The 18061-nt window shown below is 41.5% G+C and carries 19 protein-coding genes; 14 read left to right on the top strand and 5 right to left on the bottom strand.

From position 1 onward, the window contains the following. Positions 1 to 19 precede the first annotated feature (19 nt). Together CK503_RS15315 and CK503_RS15310 are read left to right on the top strand one after the other, a co-directional pair. Entirely contained in the window at positions 20 to 343 is a 324-nt protein-coding gene (locus CK503_RS15315; protein WP_095607713.1) for a hypothetical protein, read from the top strand. A gap of 141 nt (positions 344 to 484) precedes the next feature. Next, positions 485 to 1465, top strand: coding sequence for an NAD-dependent epimerase/dehydratase family protein (locus CK503_RS15310; protein WP_095607712.1), 981 nt, complete (start codon positions 485 to 487; stop codon positions 1463 to 1465). Positions 1466 to 1471: 6 nt separating this feature from the next. Here CK503_RS15310 and CK503_RS15305 read toward each other — a convergent pair whose 3' ends face one another. Then, complete coding sequence (locus CK503_RS15305; protein ID WP_095607711.1) at positions 1472 to 2236, bottom strand: sugar phosphate nucleotidyltransferase; 765 nt, start codon at positions 2234 to 2236, stop codon at positions 1472 to 1474. 215 nt (positions 2237 to 2451) lie between these two features. Between CK503_RS15305 and mnmG the strand changes: the two genes are divergently transcribed. From mnmG to CK503_RS15285, 4 genes are all read left to right on the top strand, one after another. Then, the gene (gene mnmG, locus CK503_RS15300) at positions 2452 to 4341 is read left to right on the top strand and encodes a tRNA uridine-5-carboxymethylaminomethyl(34) synthesis enzyme MnmG (RefSeq protein ID WP_095607710.1); all 1890 of its coding nucleotides are present in this window, start codon (positions 2452 to 2454) and stop codon (positions 4339 to 4341) included. A gap of 45 nt (positions 4342 to 4386) precedes the next feature. Next, positions 4387 to 5022 carry a 16S rRNA (guanine(527)-N(7))-methyltransferase RsmG gene (locus CK503_RS15295; protein ID WP_095607709.1) on the top strand — a complete coding sequence of 212 codons (636 nt, stop codon included), beginning with the start codon at positions 4387 to 4389 and terminating at the stop codon, positions 5020 to 5022. A gap of 90 nt (positions 5023 to 5112) precedes the next feature. Further along, positions 5113 to 6054 (top strand): helix-turn-helix transcriptional regulator, encoded by a 942-nt coding sequence (locus CK503_RS15290; RefSeq protein WP_095607708.1) that lies wholly within the window; start codon positions 5113 to 5115, stop codon positions 6052 to 6054. A gap of 31 nt (positions 6055 to 6085) precedes the next feature. Next, a complete protein-coding gene (locus tag CK503_RS15285) occupies positions 6086 to 7036 on the top strand; it encodes an L-lactate dehydrogenase (RefSeq protein WP_095607707.1) in 951 nt (316 codons plus the stop codon). Positions 7037 to 7106: 70 nt separating this feature from the next. Here the strand turns inward: CK503_RS15285 and gyrA are convergent, their stop codons facing one another. After that, complete coding sequence (gene gyrA, locus CK503_RS15280; RefSeq protein ID WP_095607706.1) at positions 7107 to 9563, bottom strand: DNA gyrase subunit A; 2457 nt, start codon at positions 9561 to 9563, stop codon at positions 7107 to 7109. A 118-nt stretch (positions 9564 to 9681) separates the two neighbouring features. Then, complete coding sequence (gene gyrB, locus CK503_RS15275; protein WP_095607705.1) at positions 9682 to 11607, bottom strand: DNA topoisomerase (ATP-hydrolyzing) subunit B; 1926 nt, start codon at positions 11605 to 11607, stop codon at positions 9682 to 9684. 287 nt (positions 11608 to 11894) lie between these two features. On the opposite strand from gyrB, the gene rpmB reads away from it, so the two are divergent. From rpmB to tyrS, 6 genes are all read left to right on the top strand, one after another. After that, entirely contained in the window at positions 11895 to 12140 is a 246-nt protein-coding gene (gene rpmB, locus CK503_RS15270) for a 50S ribosomal protein L28 (protein ID WP_095607704.1), read from the top strand. Positions 12141 to 12223: 83 nt separating this feature from the next. Next, complete coding sequence (rpmG, locus tag CK503_RS15265; protein WP_095607703.1) at positions 12224 to 12388, top strand: 50S ribosomal protein L33; 165 nt, start codon at positions 12224 to 12226, stop codon at positions 12386 to 12388. Between the two features lie 22 nt (positions 12389 to 12410). Next, positions 12411 to 12578, top strand: coding sequence for a DUF4295 domain-containing protein (locus CK503_RS15260; RefSeq protein WP_095607702.1), 168 nt, complete (start codon positions 12411 to 12413; stop codon positions 12576 to 12578). A gap of 101 nt (positions 12579 to 12679) precedes the next feature. Further along, positions 12680 to 13135: a GatB/YqeY domain-containing protein gene (locus tag CK503_RS15255; RefSeq protein WP_095607701.1), complete on the top strand. Its 456-nt coding sequence runs from the start codon at positions 12680 to 12682 to the stop codon at positions 13133 to 13135. An 11-nt stretch (positions 13136 to 13146) separates the two neighbouring features. Next, entirely contained in the window at positions 13147 to 13713 is a 567-nt protein-coding gene (locus tag CK503_RS15250) for a CvpA family protein (RefSeq protein WP_095607700.1), read from the top strand. 5 nt (positions 13714 to 13718) lie between these two features. Then, positions 13719 to 14933 (top strand): tyrosine--tRNA ligase, encoded by a 1215-nt coding sequence (tyrS, locus tag CK503_RS15245; RefSeq protein ID WP_095607699.1) that lies wholly within the window; start codon positions 13719 to 13721, stop codon positions 14931 to 14933. Positions 14934 to 14958: 25 nt separating this feature from the next. Here the strand turns inward: tyrS and CK503_RS15240 are convergent, their stop codons facing one another. Then, on the bottom strand, positions 14959 to 15312 hold the full coding sequence (locus CK503_RS15240; protein WP_095607698.1) for a four helix bundle protein: 354 nt from the start codon (positions 15310 to 15312) through the stop codon (positions 14959 to 14961). Positions 15313 to 15460: 148 nt separating this feature from the next. Between CK503_RS15240 and CK503_RS15235 the strand changes: the two genes are divergently transcribed. Then, on the top strand, positions 15461 to 16228 hold the full coding sequence (locus CK503_RS15235) for an exodeoxyribonuclease III (protein WP_095607697.1): 768 nt from the start codon (positions 15461 to 15463) through the stop codon (positions 16226 to 16228). 74 nt (positions 16229 to 16302) lie between these two features. Then, positions 16303 to 16749 carry a MarR family winged helix-turn-helix transcriptional regulator gene (locus CK503_RS15230; protein WP_095607696.1) on the top strand — a complete coding sequence of 149 codons (447 nt, stop codon included), beginning with the start codon at positions 16303 to 16305 and terminating at the stop codon, positions 16747 to 16749. A gap of 1 nt (position 16750) precedes the next feature. Here the strand turns inward: CK503_RS15230 and CK503_RS15225 are convergent, their stop codons facing one another. Then, positions 16751 to 17977, bottom strand: coding sequence for an FtsX-like permease family protein (locus tag CK503_RS15225; protein ID WP_095607695.1), 1227 nt, complete (start codon positions 17975 to 17977; stop codon positions 16751 to 16753). Positions 17978 to 18061 lie beyond the last annotated feature (84 nt).

Raw genomic sequence — 18061 nt, 5'->3', positions numbered from 1 at the left:
AAGAAACAAAAATACTATTATGACCCAAGAAGAAATTAACAAGGGCAACCGCCTGATCGAAGATCTGATGGGATCAACCATTACAATAGACCAAGATGATGTTAAAGACATACCACTGGCTTTTCTTCAACTCGAAGATATGAAGTTTCACCAGGCCTGGAAATGGCTCATGCCGGTTGTTATCAAGATCGAAGATGATCTGGGATATTCCGTACTTATCAAAGATAAGGCCTGTATGGTTGTAGTTGATGATGATACCACTTTTGAATCTGAGGCTGAAACAAAAATGGAATCTGTCTGGAAGGCTATTGTTACGTTTTTAGATTGGCATAAGGATCAATAAAGTTGCTATCTATTTCATATTAGCCCTAAACTCTTACCCCAGTTTAGGGCTTTTTATTTTAGGTTTCCCTGCATCTGAGCCATTTTCTAAATATTTCACAAACTGCTTGAATCTTAACATGCTATATTCCTCATCACCCTTATGACAAAGAATGCGTTTGTTACAGGCGGAACCGGTTTTATTGGTATCAACTTGGTCAAACAACTTGTTGAGCAAGGTTGGGATGTTACTGCACTGCATCGATCCACATCTGATTTGTCAACCCTAAAACAGCTCCCGGTAAATTTAGCTGAAGGATCTATTACTGATCTGACTTCCCTGCAAGAGGTGATGTCAAGCGATATAGAGGTAGTTTTTCACCTGGCCGGTGATACGAACATGTGGTCTCAAAACAATGCTCGTCAAACCGAGGTTAATGTGACCGGCACTAAAAATATGGTTCGGGTTTCATCACAAAAGAATGTTGAAACCTTCATCCACACATCAAGCGTTTCGGCCTGGGGAGCCATGGATGGTAAGGTTACCGAAGAGAGTCCACAACAAGGCGGGGAATCGTGGGTTAACTATGAACGTACCAAATGGCTTTCCGAACGCGAAGCATTAAAAGCTCGCAATCACGATACTAAAGTCGTAATCATGAATCCGGCGATGGTTGTTGGTCCACATGATGCCAACAATTGGGGACGCCTGTTTTTTGCTTTGCGGGATGATGATCTGCCCGGCGTTACACACGGTAATATGAGCGTGGCTCATGTTGAAGAGGTTGCAAAAGCTCATATTTCCGCTGTTGATCAAGGGAACGATGGAGAACGATATATTTTGGGAGGCCGAAAATGTACCTTTGCAGAATTTGTCTCTATTATTACTGAAGTATCTAATATTTCTGCAGAACCCAAAATAATTCCCGCGTCCATTTTAAAAATAGTCGCTTACTTTCAAGCTGGTATTTCCTATCTCACCGAAAATAAACCCGATCTCACTCCGGAACTTGCAAAGCTAATGACCCGAAATGTTGTCTATTCAAGTGATAAAGCCAAAAAGGAATTAGGGTATAGCATTCCGCCTGTCAAAAAATCTGTAAAAGACTGCTATGAGTGGTTAGTTAAAGAAGAGCTGTTATAAATCATTTTATTGAGATTGTATAAACGCCCTTAATGCTTTAAAGTATCCCCCAAAATTGCCCGTATCATGACGTGTTAACCCATCGGCCAACGGATATCCCAGCACCAAATCTCCACTTTTAATCATCTTACGAATAGCAGGAGTAAGCTGTAGTTCACTACTATTATCAAGCTTTGCTTCTTTAAGAATTTCAAAAACTTTATTGTCTAATACATATCGGCACGCCGTTGCCCATGGGTGATCAGGAATTGCCGACGGCTTCTCTATAATATCTGTCAATCGGACTCTTCCATTGTTTCTGTATTTATCAATATTAAATTTAACTACTCCTCTTGACGACACCTCTTCTTTTCGTATAGGATAGATTGCCAATGCTCCCATAATACCTCCCTCTTTTAGAGATATAAGATCTTTTAAATATGTCGCTCTTCTCGCCCCTTTTAGCGGGGCATCAGAAAACACCACTACAAAATCATCGTTTTTTACAAAAGATTCGGTTTTTAAGATTGCACCACCCGGACCTGAAAAAGAATCATCTAAAATAAACTGTACGGAGGCGTCGTCCTCGAAATAACTCATCATCTTTTTATCATTGCTTTTGGCAACTACCGCAATCTCTTGTATTCCTGCTTCTTTCAGTTCTTCGATGATATGCTCCAGCACCGGTCTTTTGCCCAGTGGTAACATCGGCTTTGATATATAATTGGTCAGCGGACGCATTCGGGTTCCTTTTCCCGCAGCCGGAATTACTGCTTTTGTAATTTTTGACATCTTTTCTTCGTTATTTTATTGAATGGAAATTCTACCAATACGATAAACTAACAGAATATTAACTCTTCCATGGAAGGTTAAATATTTTGCTTAAAAACCCTTATTTTTGGAGACTCTCAAGATTATCGCTGTTACGGCAAAGGATTGAGACAACAGTAATCATTTCCACAAAATTTAAACATATAAGTGTAATATAAACATACACTTAGAACATTATGGATTCTCTTTTCCCAAAGTACGACGTCATTGTAGTTGGAGCCGGTCACGCAGGCAGTGAAGCCGCAGGTGCTGCTGCAGAAATTGGTGCCAATACATTACTTATAACTATGAACCTTGATGCCATTGCAAAAATGTCTTGCAATCCGGCCATTGGAGGTGTTGCTAAAGGGCAGTTAGTCCGTGAGATTGATGCACTGGGCGGACTTATGGGTAAAGTCGCTGATAAATCCGGCGTTCAATTTCGCATTCTTAATACCAGCAAAGGTCCCGCAATGTGGAGTCCGCGCTGCCAAAGTGATCGTGCTCTTTACAGCAAAACTATGCGTGAAGAACTTGAAAAAAAAGAGAATCTTCACTTCCGCCAGGATAATGTAGTAGATGTTTTAACTACAGATGATGGTAAAAGAGCCACCGGTGTAAAAACCTCAACCGGACAAGTCTTTGAAGCGGATGCTGTTATCCTTACCACCGGAACCTTCGGCAATGGGTTGATGCATATTGGCGAAACCAATTTTGGAGGTGGTCGCTCAGGCGAACGTGCTTCCATTGGAATTTCTGCGGCTCTTGAAGATTTAGGCTTTGAAGTTGGACGTCTTAAAACCGGAACGCCTCCCCGCATCGACGGACGTTCTATCAATTATGATAAGCTTGAAATTCAGTACGGAGATGAAGATCCCAATGCCTTTTCCTTTATGACCGAATCCCTTCCATCCAGAGAAGAACAACTTACCTGCTGGATTGGCAATACCAATGAGGAAGTGCATGACATGCTCCGCTCCGGATTTGATCGAAGCCCCATGTTTAATGGCACTATTGACTCCACCGGGCCACGGTACTGTCCATCTATTGAAGATAAAATTAACCGCTTTTCTGATAAAGATAGTCACCAGCTATTTCTTGAGCCCGAAGGATGGAATACCTACGAGATGTACCTTAATGGATTTTCCACCTCACTTCCCGAAGATGTGCAGTACAAAGCATTGCGCACTATTCCCGGCTTTGAGGATGCGGTGATGCTTCGTCCGGGCTATGCTATAGAATATGATTACTTCCCTCCGTATCAAATTCGGAGAAGTATGGAGACCAAAATTACAGAAGGACTCTTTTTTGCCGGACAAATTAACGGCACCACCGGATACGAAGAGGCTGGCTGCCAAGGACTTATGGCCGGTATTAATGCGGCCCGAAAAGTTCAAGGCAAAGAAGAATTTATCCTTAAAAGATCGGAAGCATATATCGGTGTTCTTATTGATGATCTTATAACCAAAGGCACCGAAGAACCTTATAGGATGTTTACCTCTCGAGCCGAGCATCGCATTTTGCTTCGCCAAGACAATGCTGATCTACGTCTTACCGAACTGGGTCACAAAATTGGACTGGCTTCTGATGATCGCTTTGAAAAATTCAAGACAAAGAAAGAAGCCATTGATAAGATCCATGATCTTTTTGCAGACTATACGGTCTATCCAGAAAAAATGGACCCTATGCTCAAAGAGCAAGATACCTCTACCCTATCCCAACCGGTAAAAGCAAAAACGCTTATTCCTCGTCCCGAGCTTTCCATCTTTAATTTGATGAATGCCGATCCGGAACTCAAAGAAAAGGCTCAAGAGATCACTACTGATGAACTTGTTTACGAGCAAGTTGAAATTCAGATTAAATACGCCGGATACATCGAAAAAGAATTCGAGATGGTTGAGGAAATGAAAAAGCAGGAAGACACCCTCATTCCTGATGAACTCAATTACGACAAAATTAGCAGTCTTTCATCTGAAGGACAACAAAAGATGGAGCGCATCAAACCCGAAACACTCGGTCAAGCCAGCAGAATAAGCGGAGTAACGCCCAGTGATATATCCGTTCTGATGGTATATCTGAACAACTAACTGATTGTATTCCTATAACAAGCCCCTAAACCCAAATAGTTTCACGTGGAACAACATAACATTATCAGAAAAACTGTTCCACGTGAAACGTTTGCTCAAGTTGATGGGCTTATCGATAATTTCCAGGATAAGCACAACCTATACTTAGATAAATTACTCTGGTGGAATAAACGCGTAAATCTTGTAAGCCGAGACGTTCCACGTGAAACTATTTGGGAGCACATCCGACACTCTTTGATACTTTCAGAATTAGAAGACTTTCAAAAAAATAAACTCTTCATAGATGCCGGAACCGGTGGTGGTCTTCCAGGCATTCCTCTGGCCATTGCACATCCCAATAAACATTTCGTGCTCAATGATTTAGTTACCAAAAAGTGTCTGGCGATGAAGCAAATCGCACAACAAATTGATCTCGAAAATATTGGGATTATAGATGGATCTATTGAGGACTTGCACCATGAGGAAGAATGTATTCTTATCTCAAAGCACGCCTTTAAAATTGAAGGTCTTATTAAAATGACCGGGCATCTACCCTGGAAAAAGATGGTCCTTTACAAAGGATTAGAGTTTGAAAATGAACTCCAGAGATTTTCGGAAGCGCTCAACATCACCTGTTTTGATCTCTCCAATGGTTCTGATTTCTATAACGGTAAAGCGATTATCATCATAGATAAACCTTAACATCTCCCTTCTTTTATTCGCTGAGAAACTCTGCGGTTTCACTTATATTGGGACATTCATCCACTGCAAACAAATCTATCCCAACAATCAATGAACAGTTCCGAACGCAGAATGAAGCTCATCCTCATGCTTCAACAATCCAACAGTCGTATTACTGTAGATAAAATCGCTGAAAAATTTAACGTGAGCAGGAGAACGGTTTTTCGGGATTTTAATGCCCTTTCGGAAATGAACGTGCCAGTGACCCACGATAAATACCATGGCTACGGTATTATGCAGGGATACAAAATTCCACCACTGATGTTCACCAATAAGGAATTAGCTACTATTATGGTGGGATTAAATTTTGTCAAATCACAAGTAGATCAAAAACTTATTGAAGATGCCAAGGGCGTGGAGCTAAAAATAAAAGAAGTGGTTCCGGATGAATTACGCGATTTTATGGAATCGCTGGAAGAGCGAACCGTGGTTGACCCCTATCTGAATTTTGGAGCTGAAAAAATGGAAGGCGGCGATTGGTATGTTATCAGTAATGCTATTGCCGAAAACAAAACCATCCGGTTTAATTACCGTGCGAAATCAACAGAAGAAATTAGTAGTCGAAAAGTCGACCCCTATATAATCGTTTTTTATCGCGACCACTGGAATGTAATTGGCCACTCCCACAAAAGAGACGATACCCGAAATTTTGTGCTCGATCGCATGTCGGATATCAAAATTTTAGATAAAGAATTCGTCCCATATGGCAAAATCGACGTAGAGAGTCTTATTTTTCGTTCTGACGAGAGTTCGGAAAAAATAATAGTAGATGTATATGAAAAGGCTTTAAAGCGATTTCAGGCCAATCTGCCGACGAAAATAATTAAGAAAAACAAAATTAAACCTAATTTTTTTAGGATAGAGTTTCATTTTGATAACTTGGACTTCATCAATAAATGGTTACTTCAATTTCCAAAAGATGTAAAATTGATTTCTCCAGATTCTTTGTTAGAAAAAAGGCAGAAATTATTAAAAGAAATGATAGATAATTAAATTATATAATGAATATTGTAAATAAAATAATATGATACAACGAAGAACAGTGGGAATTATAGGAACCGGAAATGTAGGAGTGGCCGCTGCCTATGCCCTCTTTAATCAGCGGATTGCAAGTGAAATCATCTTGGTCGATCAAAACAAAGAAAAAGCTGAAGGTGAGGCCATGGATCTAATGCATGGTCAGCTTTTGGTTGGAAACGTGAAGGTACGTTCCGGTAGTTATGAAGATCTTAAACATACCCAAGTCATTATTATTACTGCCGGAGTAGGACAAAAGTCACCAGATGAATCGCGTCTTGAACTCCTTAATAGAAATGCATCGGTATTCAAGGATATCATTTCAAAGCTGGACAAACATGCTCCCAATGCAATTCTTATTATTGCTACCAACCCTGTTGATATCCTCACCTATGTTTCTCAAAAACTAAGCACCCGGGAACCGCATCGTATTATCGGGACCGGAACTCTTTTGGATACAGCCCGCTTCCGTGCCCTCCTTGGCGAATACTATGGCGTTGATCCCCGATCGGTACATGCTTATATCCTTGGAGAACATGGCGACTCGGAAGTACCCATCTGGAGTCAAGCCAATATAGGAGGTAAACCTATTGAACATAATACCATTATGGACAAACCTTATAACAGAGAGGCGCTCGACACACTCTTCCAAAAAGCTAAGAATGCCGCCTACGAAATTATTGAACGCAAAGGATTTACCAATACGGCCATTGGCGTCGTTATCGCGCGTATCGTTGAGGGTATTTTAGAAGACGAAAAAAGTGTGATTCCAGTTAGCGTGTATTGGGATAACGAATACGGAATCACCGATGTATGCATGAGCCTCCAAAGTGTTATCGGCCTTGATGGGGTTAAAGATCGGATTACCCCAGATATTACCGACGAAGAAATAGAAGGGCTTTCTAAATCGGCAAATGTTCTAAAAGAAAGTTTGGCAGGAATTAAAGAGTTAGATTAAAATAAAAACCCTGTCAGAATTCTCACTCTGACAGGGTTCAATTTAAAAGTTTATAAAGAGAGGTTAGTTGCTACACCGTTTCGTCTTCCTCTTCGTTAACGACTCGGGTTACGGCAGCAATTTTTCCTTCCGTGTCGAGACGCATAACACGGACCCCTTGGGTATTTCTGCCCATGGTCCGAATACCATCACAACTCATCCGGATTACTTTACCACCTTCGGTAATAACCATCAGGTCATCCTTATCCGAGACATCTTTAAGCGCGATAAGATCACCAGTCTTTTTCGTGACTTTAAGCGTGATCACTCCTTTTCCACCACGGCTCTGCTCGCGATAATCTTCTACCAGCGAACGCTTGCCATAGCCATTTTCTGATAAAGCCAGAACGGTAGCTCCGTGCGTATTTTTGATAACGACCATATCAACGAGTTCATTATCTTTCCCCAAATCCATTCCTTTAACCCCGGAAGTATTTCGGCCCATATCCCGGACTTCATCTTCGTGGAATCGAATAGCTCGTCCTTTTTTGTTGGCAAGAATAATATTGCTTTCACCATTCGTAAGAGCAGCTTCAAGTAATGAATCATCGTCATTTATATTAATGGCAATAATTCCGTCTCGGCGCGGACGACTATACGCTTCGAGGGTGGTTTTCTTAACCTTGCCCTCTTTCGTAGCCATGATAATGTAATTGTTGTTGATGTATTCCTCATCGTCCAAGGTCTTCACCGGAACAAATGTTTTAATGGAATCATCCTTATCAATATCGATAAGATTTACAATAGCACGACCGCGAGCAGTTCTCGAACCCTCGGGAATCTCATACACTTTTAACCAGTAACATTGCCCTTTCTCTGTAAAGAACAGGATGTAATTGTGGTTGGTAGCTACAAAAAGATGCTCTACATATTCGTCATCTTTAGTAGTCGTTCCTTTCATTCCCTTTCCACCACGTTTCTGTCGGCGATATCCGCTGACCGGCATACGCTTGATGAAACCTTTGTTGGAAATAGTCACAACTACATCTTCATCAGCAATCATATCTTCAACGCTGAAGTCATCGGCAGAATGCACGATTTGTGTACGGCGTTCATCACCGTATCGATCCTTGATCTCAAGAAGCTCATCTTTGATAATGGCCTTCTGACGATCACGGTTGGAGAGAATCTCACGAAAGTCCGCAATTTTCTCTGCAATATCGTTGTATTCAAGCTCAATCTTATCGCGCTCGAGTCCGGTAAGCTTTTGCAAACGCATATCCAAAATAGCTTTCGCCTGCAGATCGGTAAGCGCAAATTGAGAGCGTAGTGCTTCGTTTGCTTCCTGTGGACTGTCGGAGGCTCGAATAGTTTTAATCACCTCGTCCAGATCATCCAGCGCAATCTTAAGACCTTCAAGTATATGCGCTCGTGATTCCGCCTGATCCAGATCATAAAGCGTACGTCGAATAATAACTTCAATACGATGCTCTACATAATGATAGATAAGCTCTTTCAGTGGCATCACCTTTGGACGCCCTTTTACAAGAGCCAGGCTAATAACCCCAAAGGTCGTCTGCATCTGTGTATACTTATACAGCTGATTGAGCACAATACCAGTATTGGCATTTCTTTTAAGTATCACCACAATGCGCATTCCGTCACGATCCGATTCATCACGGATCTCAGAAATTTCATCGATCTTTTCGTTTTGTGCCAGCTTGGCAATCTTCTGAACCAAGGTGGTTTTATTGACCTGGTAAGGAATCTCAGTAATAACAATTTGTTCACGTCCGTGGCGAAGCTCTTCTGTTGTGCAACGAGCACGAAGGGTGATTTTACCACGACCGGTTTCATAGGCTTCCTTTACTCCTTCATAACCGTATATAATGCCACCTGTAGGGAAATCCGGAGCCGGAATATGTTCCATAAGCTCCTTGCATTCGATGTCGGGATTTTCCAAATAGGCAACAATACCGTCAATGGTTTCCGTCAAGTTGTGAGGTGCCATATTCGTGGCCATCCCCACCGCAATACCCGAAGCTCCGTTTAGCAGCATATTTGGCAACATGCCCGGGAGGACCGTAGGCTCTTGCAGGGTATCATCAAAGTTATCATTAAAATCAACGGTTTCTTTGTTGATATCCGTAAGCATTTCTTCGGCGATACGTTCCATACGAACTTCCGTATAACGCATAGCCGCTGCAGAGTCCCCGTCAATAGAACCGAAGTTCCCCTGCCCGTCCACTAATGGATAGCGCAATGAGAAATCCTGGACCATCCGAACAATAGAATCGTAAACGGCCGAGTCACCATGCGGGTGATACTTACCAAGCACCTCACCTACAATACGAGCACTCTTTTTATAATTTCTGTTGTGAAGCATGCCCAACTCACTCATCCCATATAAAATACGTCGGTGAACTGGCTTTAAGCCATCCCGAACATCGGGCAGGGCACGAGATACAATAACCGACATCGAGTAATCGATATAGGCCGACTGCATCTCTTCTTCTATCGCAATAGGTATAATTTTATCTCTTGCCATGGATAATATTTAGTACAGTGTTAAAAATTAGATTCCTTAAAGCGGCTAAGTTTAAAAGTACTTGAGTGTTAACGTTCAAAGCTGAACATCAACACCTTTGGCACCCCAACACTTAGATTTAAATATCAAGCGTTGCGTATTTTGCATTACGCTCAATGAATTCCCGTCGTGGTTGTACATCCGACCCCATCAATCTGGAGAACAACTTATCTGCAGCTGCTGCATTATCTACCGTTACCTGCTGCAGGGTTCGTGTTTCGGGATCCATTGTGGTTTCCCAAAGCTGTTCGGGATTCATCTCACCAAGTCCCTTATAACGGGAAACATCAAATTTATATCGGGATTTTCTGTGCTCTTTTACCAACTTACGACGTGTTTCTTCATCCCAGGCGTAGTCAATATTACCTTGACTGTCCGTAATCTTATATAGCGGTGGCATTGCAATATATACATGCCCTCCTTCTACAAGAGGCTTCATATATCGATAGAAAAACGTAAGTAACAATGTCCTGATGTGGGAGCCGTCCACATCGGCATCTGTCATAATAATGATTTTGTGATACCGCAGCTCTTCGAGATCAAAATCTTCTTCAGAATGGCCCACTCCAGCTCCTAAAGCCGTAATCATGGCCTGAATTTCATTATTCTCCAAGATTCTGTTAATCTTTGCTTTTTCGGTATTCAAGATCTTACCTCGAAGCGGAAGTATCGCCTGGAAGCTTCGGTTTCGACCCATCTTGGCAGAACCGCCGGCCGAGTCCCCCTCTACCAGGTAAATCTCACTTTGTTTGGGATCTTTAATAGAACAGTCGGCCAGTTTACCCGGAAGTCCGCCTCCACTCATCGCACTTTTGCGCTGAATAAGCTTACGAGCTTTCTTCGCGGCCTCACGCGCCTCAGCTGCAAGAATAACCTTCTCGAGAATCTTCTTGGCAACCTTGGGATTACGTTCAAGATATTCGTTCATCTGTTCATAAACGATAACCTCAACGGCACTTTGAACCTCAGAGTTACCAAGCTTCGTTTTAGTCTGTCCTTCAAATTGAGGTTCTGGAACTTTCACACTTAACACGGCCGTCATTCCTTCACGGAAATCACTCCCTGAAACGCTGACATCACTTTTAATAAGATTATTATCCTTAGCATACTTCTTCAGCGAACGAGTAAGCGCACGACGAAAACCGGAAATATGTGTGCCGCCTTCGCGCGTGTTAATATTATTAACGTACGAATGTACATTTTGTGAGTAGCTACCATTATACTGAATAGCCAACTCAACCGGGACCATATCAACTTCCCCTTCAATCAGCATGGGTTCTTGCATCATGGTTTCCCGATCCTCATCCAAATATCGAACAAAGTCTTTTACACCACCTTCATAGTGAAACGTTTCGGAAAGATCATCCTCACGCTTATCCTCAAGATTAATCGTGATCTGAGGATTCAAAAACGCTAACTCACGCATCCGCTCAGCTATAATATCCCACTTAAATTCTGTCGTCTGATTGAAAATCTCCGGGTCAGGGGTAAATGTAATTGTCGTACCCGTTTTGTCAGTCTTTCCTTTTACCTTAAGCGGCTGAACTGTTGCCCCATGCTCGAACTCCATTACATAAATTTCACCGTCGCGATGAATTTCAGCATAAAAGTGAGACGAAAGCGCATTCACACAACTAACACCAACACCGTGTAATCCACCGGATACTTTGTAGGTGTTTTTATCAAACTTGCCGCCGGCATGTAGCTTTGTTAAAACAACCTCAACGGCAGGTAATTTGATTTTGGGATGCTCATCAACCGGAATTCCACGCCCATTATCAGTAATAGTCATGGATCCATCTTCATTAATAGTAACATCCATCACGTCGCAATGGCCTTCCATGGCCTCATCGATGGAGTTGTCGACAACCTCATTAATAAGGTGATGAAGTCCGCGCTGACCGGTATCCCCGATATACATCGCCGGACGTTTGCGAACGGCCTCCAGACCTTCTAAAACCTGAATATTTTCCGCCTTATAATCTGATCCTTTCTTTTTCGCCATAAATGTGGGTATGAATGGGGTTTAAAATAATGATGAAGACGCCTGAAAATAGGGCATAAATAGGCAAAATCAAAGTAAGCGATGGGGTTTATTGACAAAAGCCGAGATATGCTCGTAAATCAAATTTATCCCCTGTTAGAAGTCTTCCTAAAGTTCCTGTTTTTGTTCTCCCCAGAACGGCTTAATATGTAAAAAAAATATCTCTAAAAGAAACATTGATCTTTTTGGGGAATAAGCCTATTTTTCCAGTCTATCTGAGAAATGTAAAATAACGTTTTATTCGTACTATGGCACGTAAAGATGATATTACTGGAAAAGGAGCACAGAATGGATATCGCTCCTCAAATGCAAATAATAAAACGAAGCATAAGTTTCAGCAGAATCTGCAAAAAAAGAAGTTTTATATCCCCGAGGAAGATAAGTGGGTTACACTGAAAGTTTCTGCCAAAACGCTTCGCACAATCAATAAGAAAGGCATCCACGCCGTACTGAAAGAAGCACGGAAAAAAGGAACTCTCATTAAAGACGTATAAGTTCGTTAACAGTTAGGTTTATTGGTTGTTGAATTCCATTCATCATAAATAACAACTAACTGATAACCAGAAACAAAAGAATTATGGCAAAAGGAAACAGAGTACAAGTAATTTTAGAATGCACCGAAGCACCGGGTACGTCTCGGTATCACACTACAAAAAACCGGCGAAATTCTCCCGACCGACTGGAGTTAAAAAAGTACAATCCGGTTCTTCGCAAGCATACCGTTCACAAAGAAATTAAATAAGTAATACTTAAGAACCAGCATCATGGCTAAGAAGAAAACTTTCGGAACCAAAGAAGAGCAAAAGACGGACGACCGGCGAATGGCCAAAGTTATTGTAGCTCAAAAAACAGCTAACAATAAGTATGGTTACAAGGAAGCCATTATCGATGAAGAAAACGTGCGGGACTTTATCAACGAGAATAAAGACTAAACATTTTTTCTTTATTTGATAAAAAGGTTGCATCCGCATGCGTGGGTGGAGCCTTTTTTTATGAGTTTATTTGACCTTCAACAATTATAAAACCGTTTTTTATGGCTATCAAAGACAAAATCATGGCCGACCTAAAACAGGCGATGAAAGATAAGGAGCAGGATAAACTGCGTGTTCTCCGATCCCTAAAGTCGAAACTATTGGAGCGGGAAATTAGCGAACGCAAAGGTGGTGAAGGAGAACTCTCTGACGAGCAAACTATTGAAGTGCTCATGAAAGCCGTCAAACAAAGAAAGGAATCTATAGAGCAGTTTGAGAAAGGCGATCGTAATGATCTGGCCGATGCCGAAAAAGATGAGGTGGAGATCATAAACTCCTATCTCCCGGAAATGCTTTCTGAGGAGGAAGTACGCGATATAGCTAAAGAAAAGATTGAAGAGCTTGGCGCCGAAGATATATCTGATATGGGACAAGTTATGGGCGTATTGATGCAAGAACTGAAAGGAAAGGCCGAAGGATCTGTAGTAAGCAAGGTTGTTAAAGAAGAACTTTCCTAAATTCCGCTCCTATGAATCTGATTGATTTCCTAATCCTGATTCCTATTGTTTATTTCGCTTACAGTGGATTTGCAAACGGAATCATCAAGGAAGTGCTCAGCATTGTAGGTATTATCTTAGGCGTTTTTCTCACCTTCCAATATATGGATCCTCTTGCTACAGCAATCAATCCGCTTTTTGAAGAAGGAGCTTCTTTTGTCCCTTTTATTTCGGCCATCATCATTTTTGTTGGCACACTATCACTGGTACACCTTGCGGCATTTTTAAGCAAAAAGTTTTTAGAAACCATTAAGCTGAATTTTATTAATCGCATTGCAGGGGCTGCATTCGGCTTTTTAAAAAGCGGTATCGTAATCAGTGCTATTCTATTAATCCTTGCTGGTTTTAGTATCCCTTCTGAAGAATCCCGACAAAATTCAGCAACCTATCCTTATATTATCTATCTGGCACCTTGGGCTTATGATGCGGTAGCTACTGTATATCCCGGTGCCGAAGATTTTTCCACGACCGTCCAGAAGACACTCGAGCAATATAATCCAATTGAAAACTTTCCCTTTTTAGAACAGAGCAATTCTTAACTTTTATGAATTTTTTACCAGTTGACGAACAATTAGATGTTATTAGAAGAGGTACGGTTGAAATTGTACCTGAAGAAGAGCTTGTCGAAAAGCTCAAAAAATCTAAAAAAGAAGAAAAACCTCTTAAGATTAAGCTGGGTTGCGATCCCACCCGTCCCGATCTTCACCTGGGACATTCAGTAATTCTGCGCAAACTGCGGCAGTTTCAGGATCTCGGTCATGAAGCCATTCTTATTATCGGAGATTTTACAGCGTTAATTGGTGATCCCACCGGGCAAAATGAAACGCGTCCGGCGCTATCTCCAGAAGAAATCAAAGAAAATGCCAAAACATATCTCGATCAGGCGACAAAGATTTTAGATGAAGATAAAACCACTATCGTTTATAACTCGGAGTGGTTGGGAGAAATGAACTTCCAGGATGTTATTAAATTAACCTCTAAACTGACGGTTGCACGAATGATTGAGCGTGACGATTTCTCCAAGCGCTACGAAAATAATGAGCCGATTTCGCTGCACGAATTTCTTTATCCGCTGGCCCAGGGGCAGGATTCCGTCCACCTGCAATCAGATGTGGAACTCGGCGGCACCGATCAAAAGTTTAATCTACTCGTAGGGCGCGAACTTCAAAAAGATGACGGGCAGGAGCCCCAAATTGCCTTAATGATGCCTTTGTTGGTAGGCACCGACGGTACCAAAAAAATGTCTAAGTCTTACGACAACTACATCGGCATTACCGAAGATGCTAATGATATGTATGGAAAGGTGCTATCAATTCCCGATGATCTGATCTACTCATGGTTTGAACTCCTTTCGGATATTGATGTAGATAAGCTGCCTAAGTACCAAGAGAAAGCAGAAAAAGATCCGCGTAATACCAAGCACGAATTAGCGCTGGTGATTACCCGCATGTATCACGGTGAGGAAGCTGCCAAAGCCGCTCGTGAACACTTCGAAAAAACAGTTGTTGGTGATGAAATTCCCGACGATGCCCCTACCCTGGAATATGAGCCGGGTACCGAAGTTCGCCTGCTGGATATTGTTTCGGATGCCGGTTTTACAGACAGTAACGGACAAACAAAGCGCCTGATCAAACAAGGCGGTATTTCTATTGATGATGAGAAGATTTCCGACAAGGGATACAGCGTGACTTTTGCAGATGATACTGAATTTACGTTGAAGGTAGGGAAGCGTAATTATGCAATTGTGAAGTCTAAGTAAGAAGTGAAAAGCAAGAAGAAACAAACTATCTACTTGTTTTAAGTTTTGATAGCATTGCAAAACACTCATTTAACAAGTCTGAAAGTTCTTTTATATCATCTTTTTTAATAAAACCAAGCTCAAGTGATATTTCAATTTGGGCATCAACTTCAACTAAAGAGGCACAAGCAATTTCGTAGAATCTTCGTTTCTCTTTGCTTGTCTTTCGGGCTTCTCCTTCTGAAATATTAGAAATAACGGAGACAGCAGCTCTCCTGAGCTGACTTACAAGACCAAATTTCTCTTCGTTGGGAAAATTTTCCGTAACCTGATAAATCGTTTTTATTAACGCTATTCCCTTTTTCCAGATAATCATCTTTTTGTGACTTAAATCTAACATAAGCTAAAGTTTAGTTCCCATTTATTAAGTAGGACCTCTTGATACACAAATCCTTACATAACTTCTTGCTTCTCGCTTTTCACTCCGGTAATACAATTATATTTCATAAAAAGACTGCTAATCTTAAATAAGTAACTGCCTTTATTCCATGCTTAAAATCTCATCTCTAAACGTTAATGGAATTCGTGCGGCACATCGCCACGGCTTTACCGATTGGATAGATCAAACCGATCCCGATATTATCTGCCTGCAAGAATTACGGGCTATGGAACATCAGGTTCCGGGACCGATTCAAAAGTTGAATTATCATGAGGCTTATCATACCGCAGAGAAAAAAGGGTATTCAGGCGTGGGTATTTTATCAAAGCAGAAACCCATCCGCATAGAAAAAGGAATGGGGATAAATTGGGTTGACAGCGAGGGACGTGTAATGATGGCAGAGTTTGAGGATCTCTACGTATTCTCTATTTATGCTCCCAGTGGCACCACCGGCGATGAACGTCAGGAACTAAAGATGGAGTTTCTGGATTACTTTCTCCCCTTTGCACAAAAATTTCTATCCGAAGACAAACCGGTCGTAATGTGTGGAGATTACAACATCTGTCATAAAGCCATCGATATTCATAACCCGAAGCGTAATAAAAACACCTCCGGATTTTTACCTGAAGAACGAGAATGGGTAACACGACTGTTGCAAACTGGTTTTGAGGATGTGTATCGAAGTCTGCACGAAGACGAAGAAGATCTATACAGCTGGTGGAGCTATCGGGCAGCATCCAAAGAGCGGAACAAAGGCTGGCGCATTGATTATCACATGAGCTGTCCAAATATGCTGGATGCCGCAGAAGAAGCGGTTATTGAAATGAAATGGGATTTATCGGACCACGCCCCCGTTACAATAAGTTATAACCTTTAATGGCTTTCCCATTCTCTAACCCATATATTTATCACTGCATGTCATTCAATATTCAATAATTTAGGATTAAAATTATGGGTACGCACTACCAAGGCAGTGATCGAGAAGAGAAAACCCTGAACGCATTTATCAAGTTAATGCGTGCCACCGACTCCATAAATAATCGGTTGAACCGACAGCTCAGTGATGTTGGATTAACCATCAGCCAGTTTGGGGTGTTAGAAGCACTGCTACACCTGGGCCCGTTAAATCAAAAAGCACTGGGAAAAAAACTTCTTAAAAGCGGCGGTAATATTACCCTTGTCATCGATAACCTCGAAAAGAGCGGCTGGGTTGAACGTCACCAAGATCCTAAGGATCGGCGCTCAATGTTAATTCATCTTACCGATGAGGGAGAAAAGTTTATATCTGATTACTTTCCTAAACATCTGGCACGCATAAAAAAAGAGTTTGAGGTACTTTCCGACGAAGAACTGGAACAACTCAGCAGTATCTGCAAAAAGTTAGGCTTACAAGAGTAAATCAGTCAAACCGGATAGCATCGGCCGGATCTACCTGCGCAGCTCTTTTTGCGGGATACCAACTGGCCAGCAGACAAAGCGCTAAGCTTCCCGCCAGCACAATACTGACATCCAGATAACTAATACTTACCGGATAAGCATCAATAATAAAAGCCGATGAAAGTTTTATGAGGCCGTATTGCTGCTGCATCCAGCTGAGCAACAACCCTATTCCCCCGCCAATAACACAACCTATAATTCCGATATAAAATCCCTGCCGGACAAATATATTTTTGATATCCGAGGGGGTAAAACCCATTGTCAGTAATATCCCAATATCTCGGTTTTTCTGGATGACAATCATCGTCAGCGACCCAATAATATTAAGTACGGCTACCAGCACGATAATCATTAAAATGATATAGGAGCTCCATTTTTCAAGATACATCACATCGTAGAGCGGCTTCTGTAAATCATACCATGTAGATATCTCAAACTCTGATCCCAGTGAAGCCTGTATTTTCTCTTTTACGGATTCTGCCTCATCAGTATTTGTTATCCGTAAATCAATACCCGAAACGGCATTCCGCATTTCAAAAAGGCGCTGTGCTGCTTCTTTATCAATAAAAACCCCGGCCCCTTCCGTAATTTGAACCTGTGAATAACTACCTCGAACTTGAAATCGGAAACTACGTGGAAGTGAAAATTGGGTAAGCGATTTGCGCATCCCGGCAGCACTTAGCAAAACTACTTCATCATCAATGCTCAGGTTTAACTCATTCATGAGCTGCCGGTTAATCAACATCCCCGGCCTTTGATTTCGAACAGATAAATCAAGCATCCCTTCATTAAGGTTTTCATTAAAATCATTTACTTCAAAATATTCATCGGGATCTATTCCTTGTACCTGTACCACTTTATCATCACTATGCTTGAATGCCAGCAGCGCCTTCCCTTCTGCATATGAAGCCATAGCTTGGACTTCTGGAATATCAGACAGCTTTTTCTCCATATCACCTGTAAAAAGAAAAGAATTAGAAGCAGTGGACTCTATTCGTAGATCGGGATCATTCTGAAGGAGAAGTCCTTGAATTACATCAAAAAAACCGTTGAACACCGAAAGAACAACAATGAGCAGCGCCGTTCCAATAGTTACCCCAATAATACTGATAATAGTAAGCGTGGAAATAAGCGAGATGTGCTTACGCGAAAATAAATATCGTCTGGCTATAAATCCGGTTGTTTTCATAAGCCCTGAAAATAATCATAAAAAAAGAAGGATTACACCTAACAATAAAAACAGTATCTGCCTTCGATTCACATTTTTTTACCT

The sequence above is a fragment of the Fodinibius salipaludis genome (genome assembly GCF_002287075.1).
GTDB lineage: Bacteria > Bacteroidota > Rhodothermia > Balneolales > Balneolaceae > Fodinibius > Fodinibius salipaludis.
Note: the sequence above shows the minus strand (reverse complement) of the source record. Positions and strands in the feature narration are given on the sequence as shown.

Excerpts from the sequence above, each read along its gene's own strand:
- CK503_RS15315 (WP_095607713.1), top strand. The coding sequence starts at position 20 with ATGACCCAAGAAGAAATTAACAAGGGCAACCGCCTGATCGAAGATCTG.
- CK503_RS15290 (WP_095607708.1), top strand. The coding sequence starts at position 5,113 with ATGAACAGTTCCGAACGCAGAATGAAGCTCATCCTCATGCTTCAACAA.
- CK503_RS15250 (WP_095607700.1), top strand. The coding sequence starts at position 13,147 with ATGAATCTGATTGATTTCCTAATCCTGATTCCTATTGTTTATTTCGCT.
- gyrB (WP_095607705.1), bottom strand. The coding sequence starts at position 11,607 with ATGGCGAAAAAGAAAGGATCAGATTATAAGGCGGAAAATATTCAGGTT.
- CK503_RS15225 (WP_095607695.1), bottom strand. The coding sequence starts at position 17,977 with ATGAAAACAACCGGATTTATAGCCAGACGATATTTATTTTCGCGTAAG.
- rpmG (WP_095607703.1), top strand. The coding sequence starts at position 12,224 with ATGGCAAAAGGAAACAGAGTACAAGTAATTTTAGAATGCACCGAAGCA.
- CK503_RS15260 (WP_095607702.1), top strand. The coding sequence starts at position 12,411 with ATGGCTAAGAAGAAAACTTTCGGAACCAAAGAAGAGCAAAAGACGGAC.
- CK503_RS15255 (WP_095607701.1), top strand. The coding sequence starts at position 12,680 with ATGGCTATCAAAGACAAAATCATGGCCGACCTAAAACAGGCGATGAAA.
- CK503_RS15240 (WP_095607698.1), bottom strand. The coding sequence starts at position 15,312 with ATGTTAGATTTAAGTCACAAAAAGATGATTATCTGGAAAAAGGGAATA.
- rpmB (WP_095607704.1), top strand. The coding sequence starts at position 11,895 with ATGGCACGTAAAGATGATATTACTGGAAAAGGAGCACAGAATGGATAT.
- CK503_RS15310 (WP_095607712.1), top strand. The coding sequence starts at position 485 with ATGACAAAGAATGCGTTTGTTACAGGCGGAACCGGTTTTATTGGTATC.
- gyrA (WP_095607706.1), bottom strand. The coding sequence starts at position 9,563 with ATGGCAAGAGATAAAATTATACCTATTGCGATAGAAGAAGAGATGCAG.
- CK503_RS15235 (WP_095607697.1), top strand. The coding sequence starts at position 15,461 with ATGCTTAAAATCTCATCTCTAAACGTTAATGGAATTCGTGCGGCACAT.
- mnmG (WP_095607710.1), top strand. The coding sequence starts at position 2,452 with ATGGATTCTCTTTTCCCAAAGTACGACGTCATTGTAGTTGGAGCCGGT.
- CK503_RS15285 (WP_095607707.1), top strand. The coding sequence starts at position 6,086 with ATGATACAACGAAGAACAGTGGGAATTATAGGAACCGGAAATGTAGGA.
- CK503_RS15305 (WP_095607711.1), bottom strand. The coding sequence starts at position 2,236 with ATGTCAAAAATTACAAAAGCAGTAATTCCGGCTGCGGGAAAAGGAACC.
- CK503_RS15230 (WP_095607696.1), top strand. The coding sequence starts at position 16,303 with ATGGGTACGCACTACCAAGGCAGTGATCGAGAAGAGAAAACCCTGAAC.
- tyrS (WP_095607699.1), top strand. The coding sequence starts at position 13,719 with ATGAATTTTTTACCAGTTGACGAACAATTAGATGTTATTAGAAGAGGT.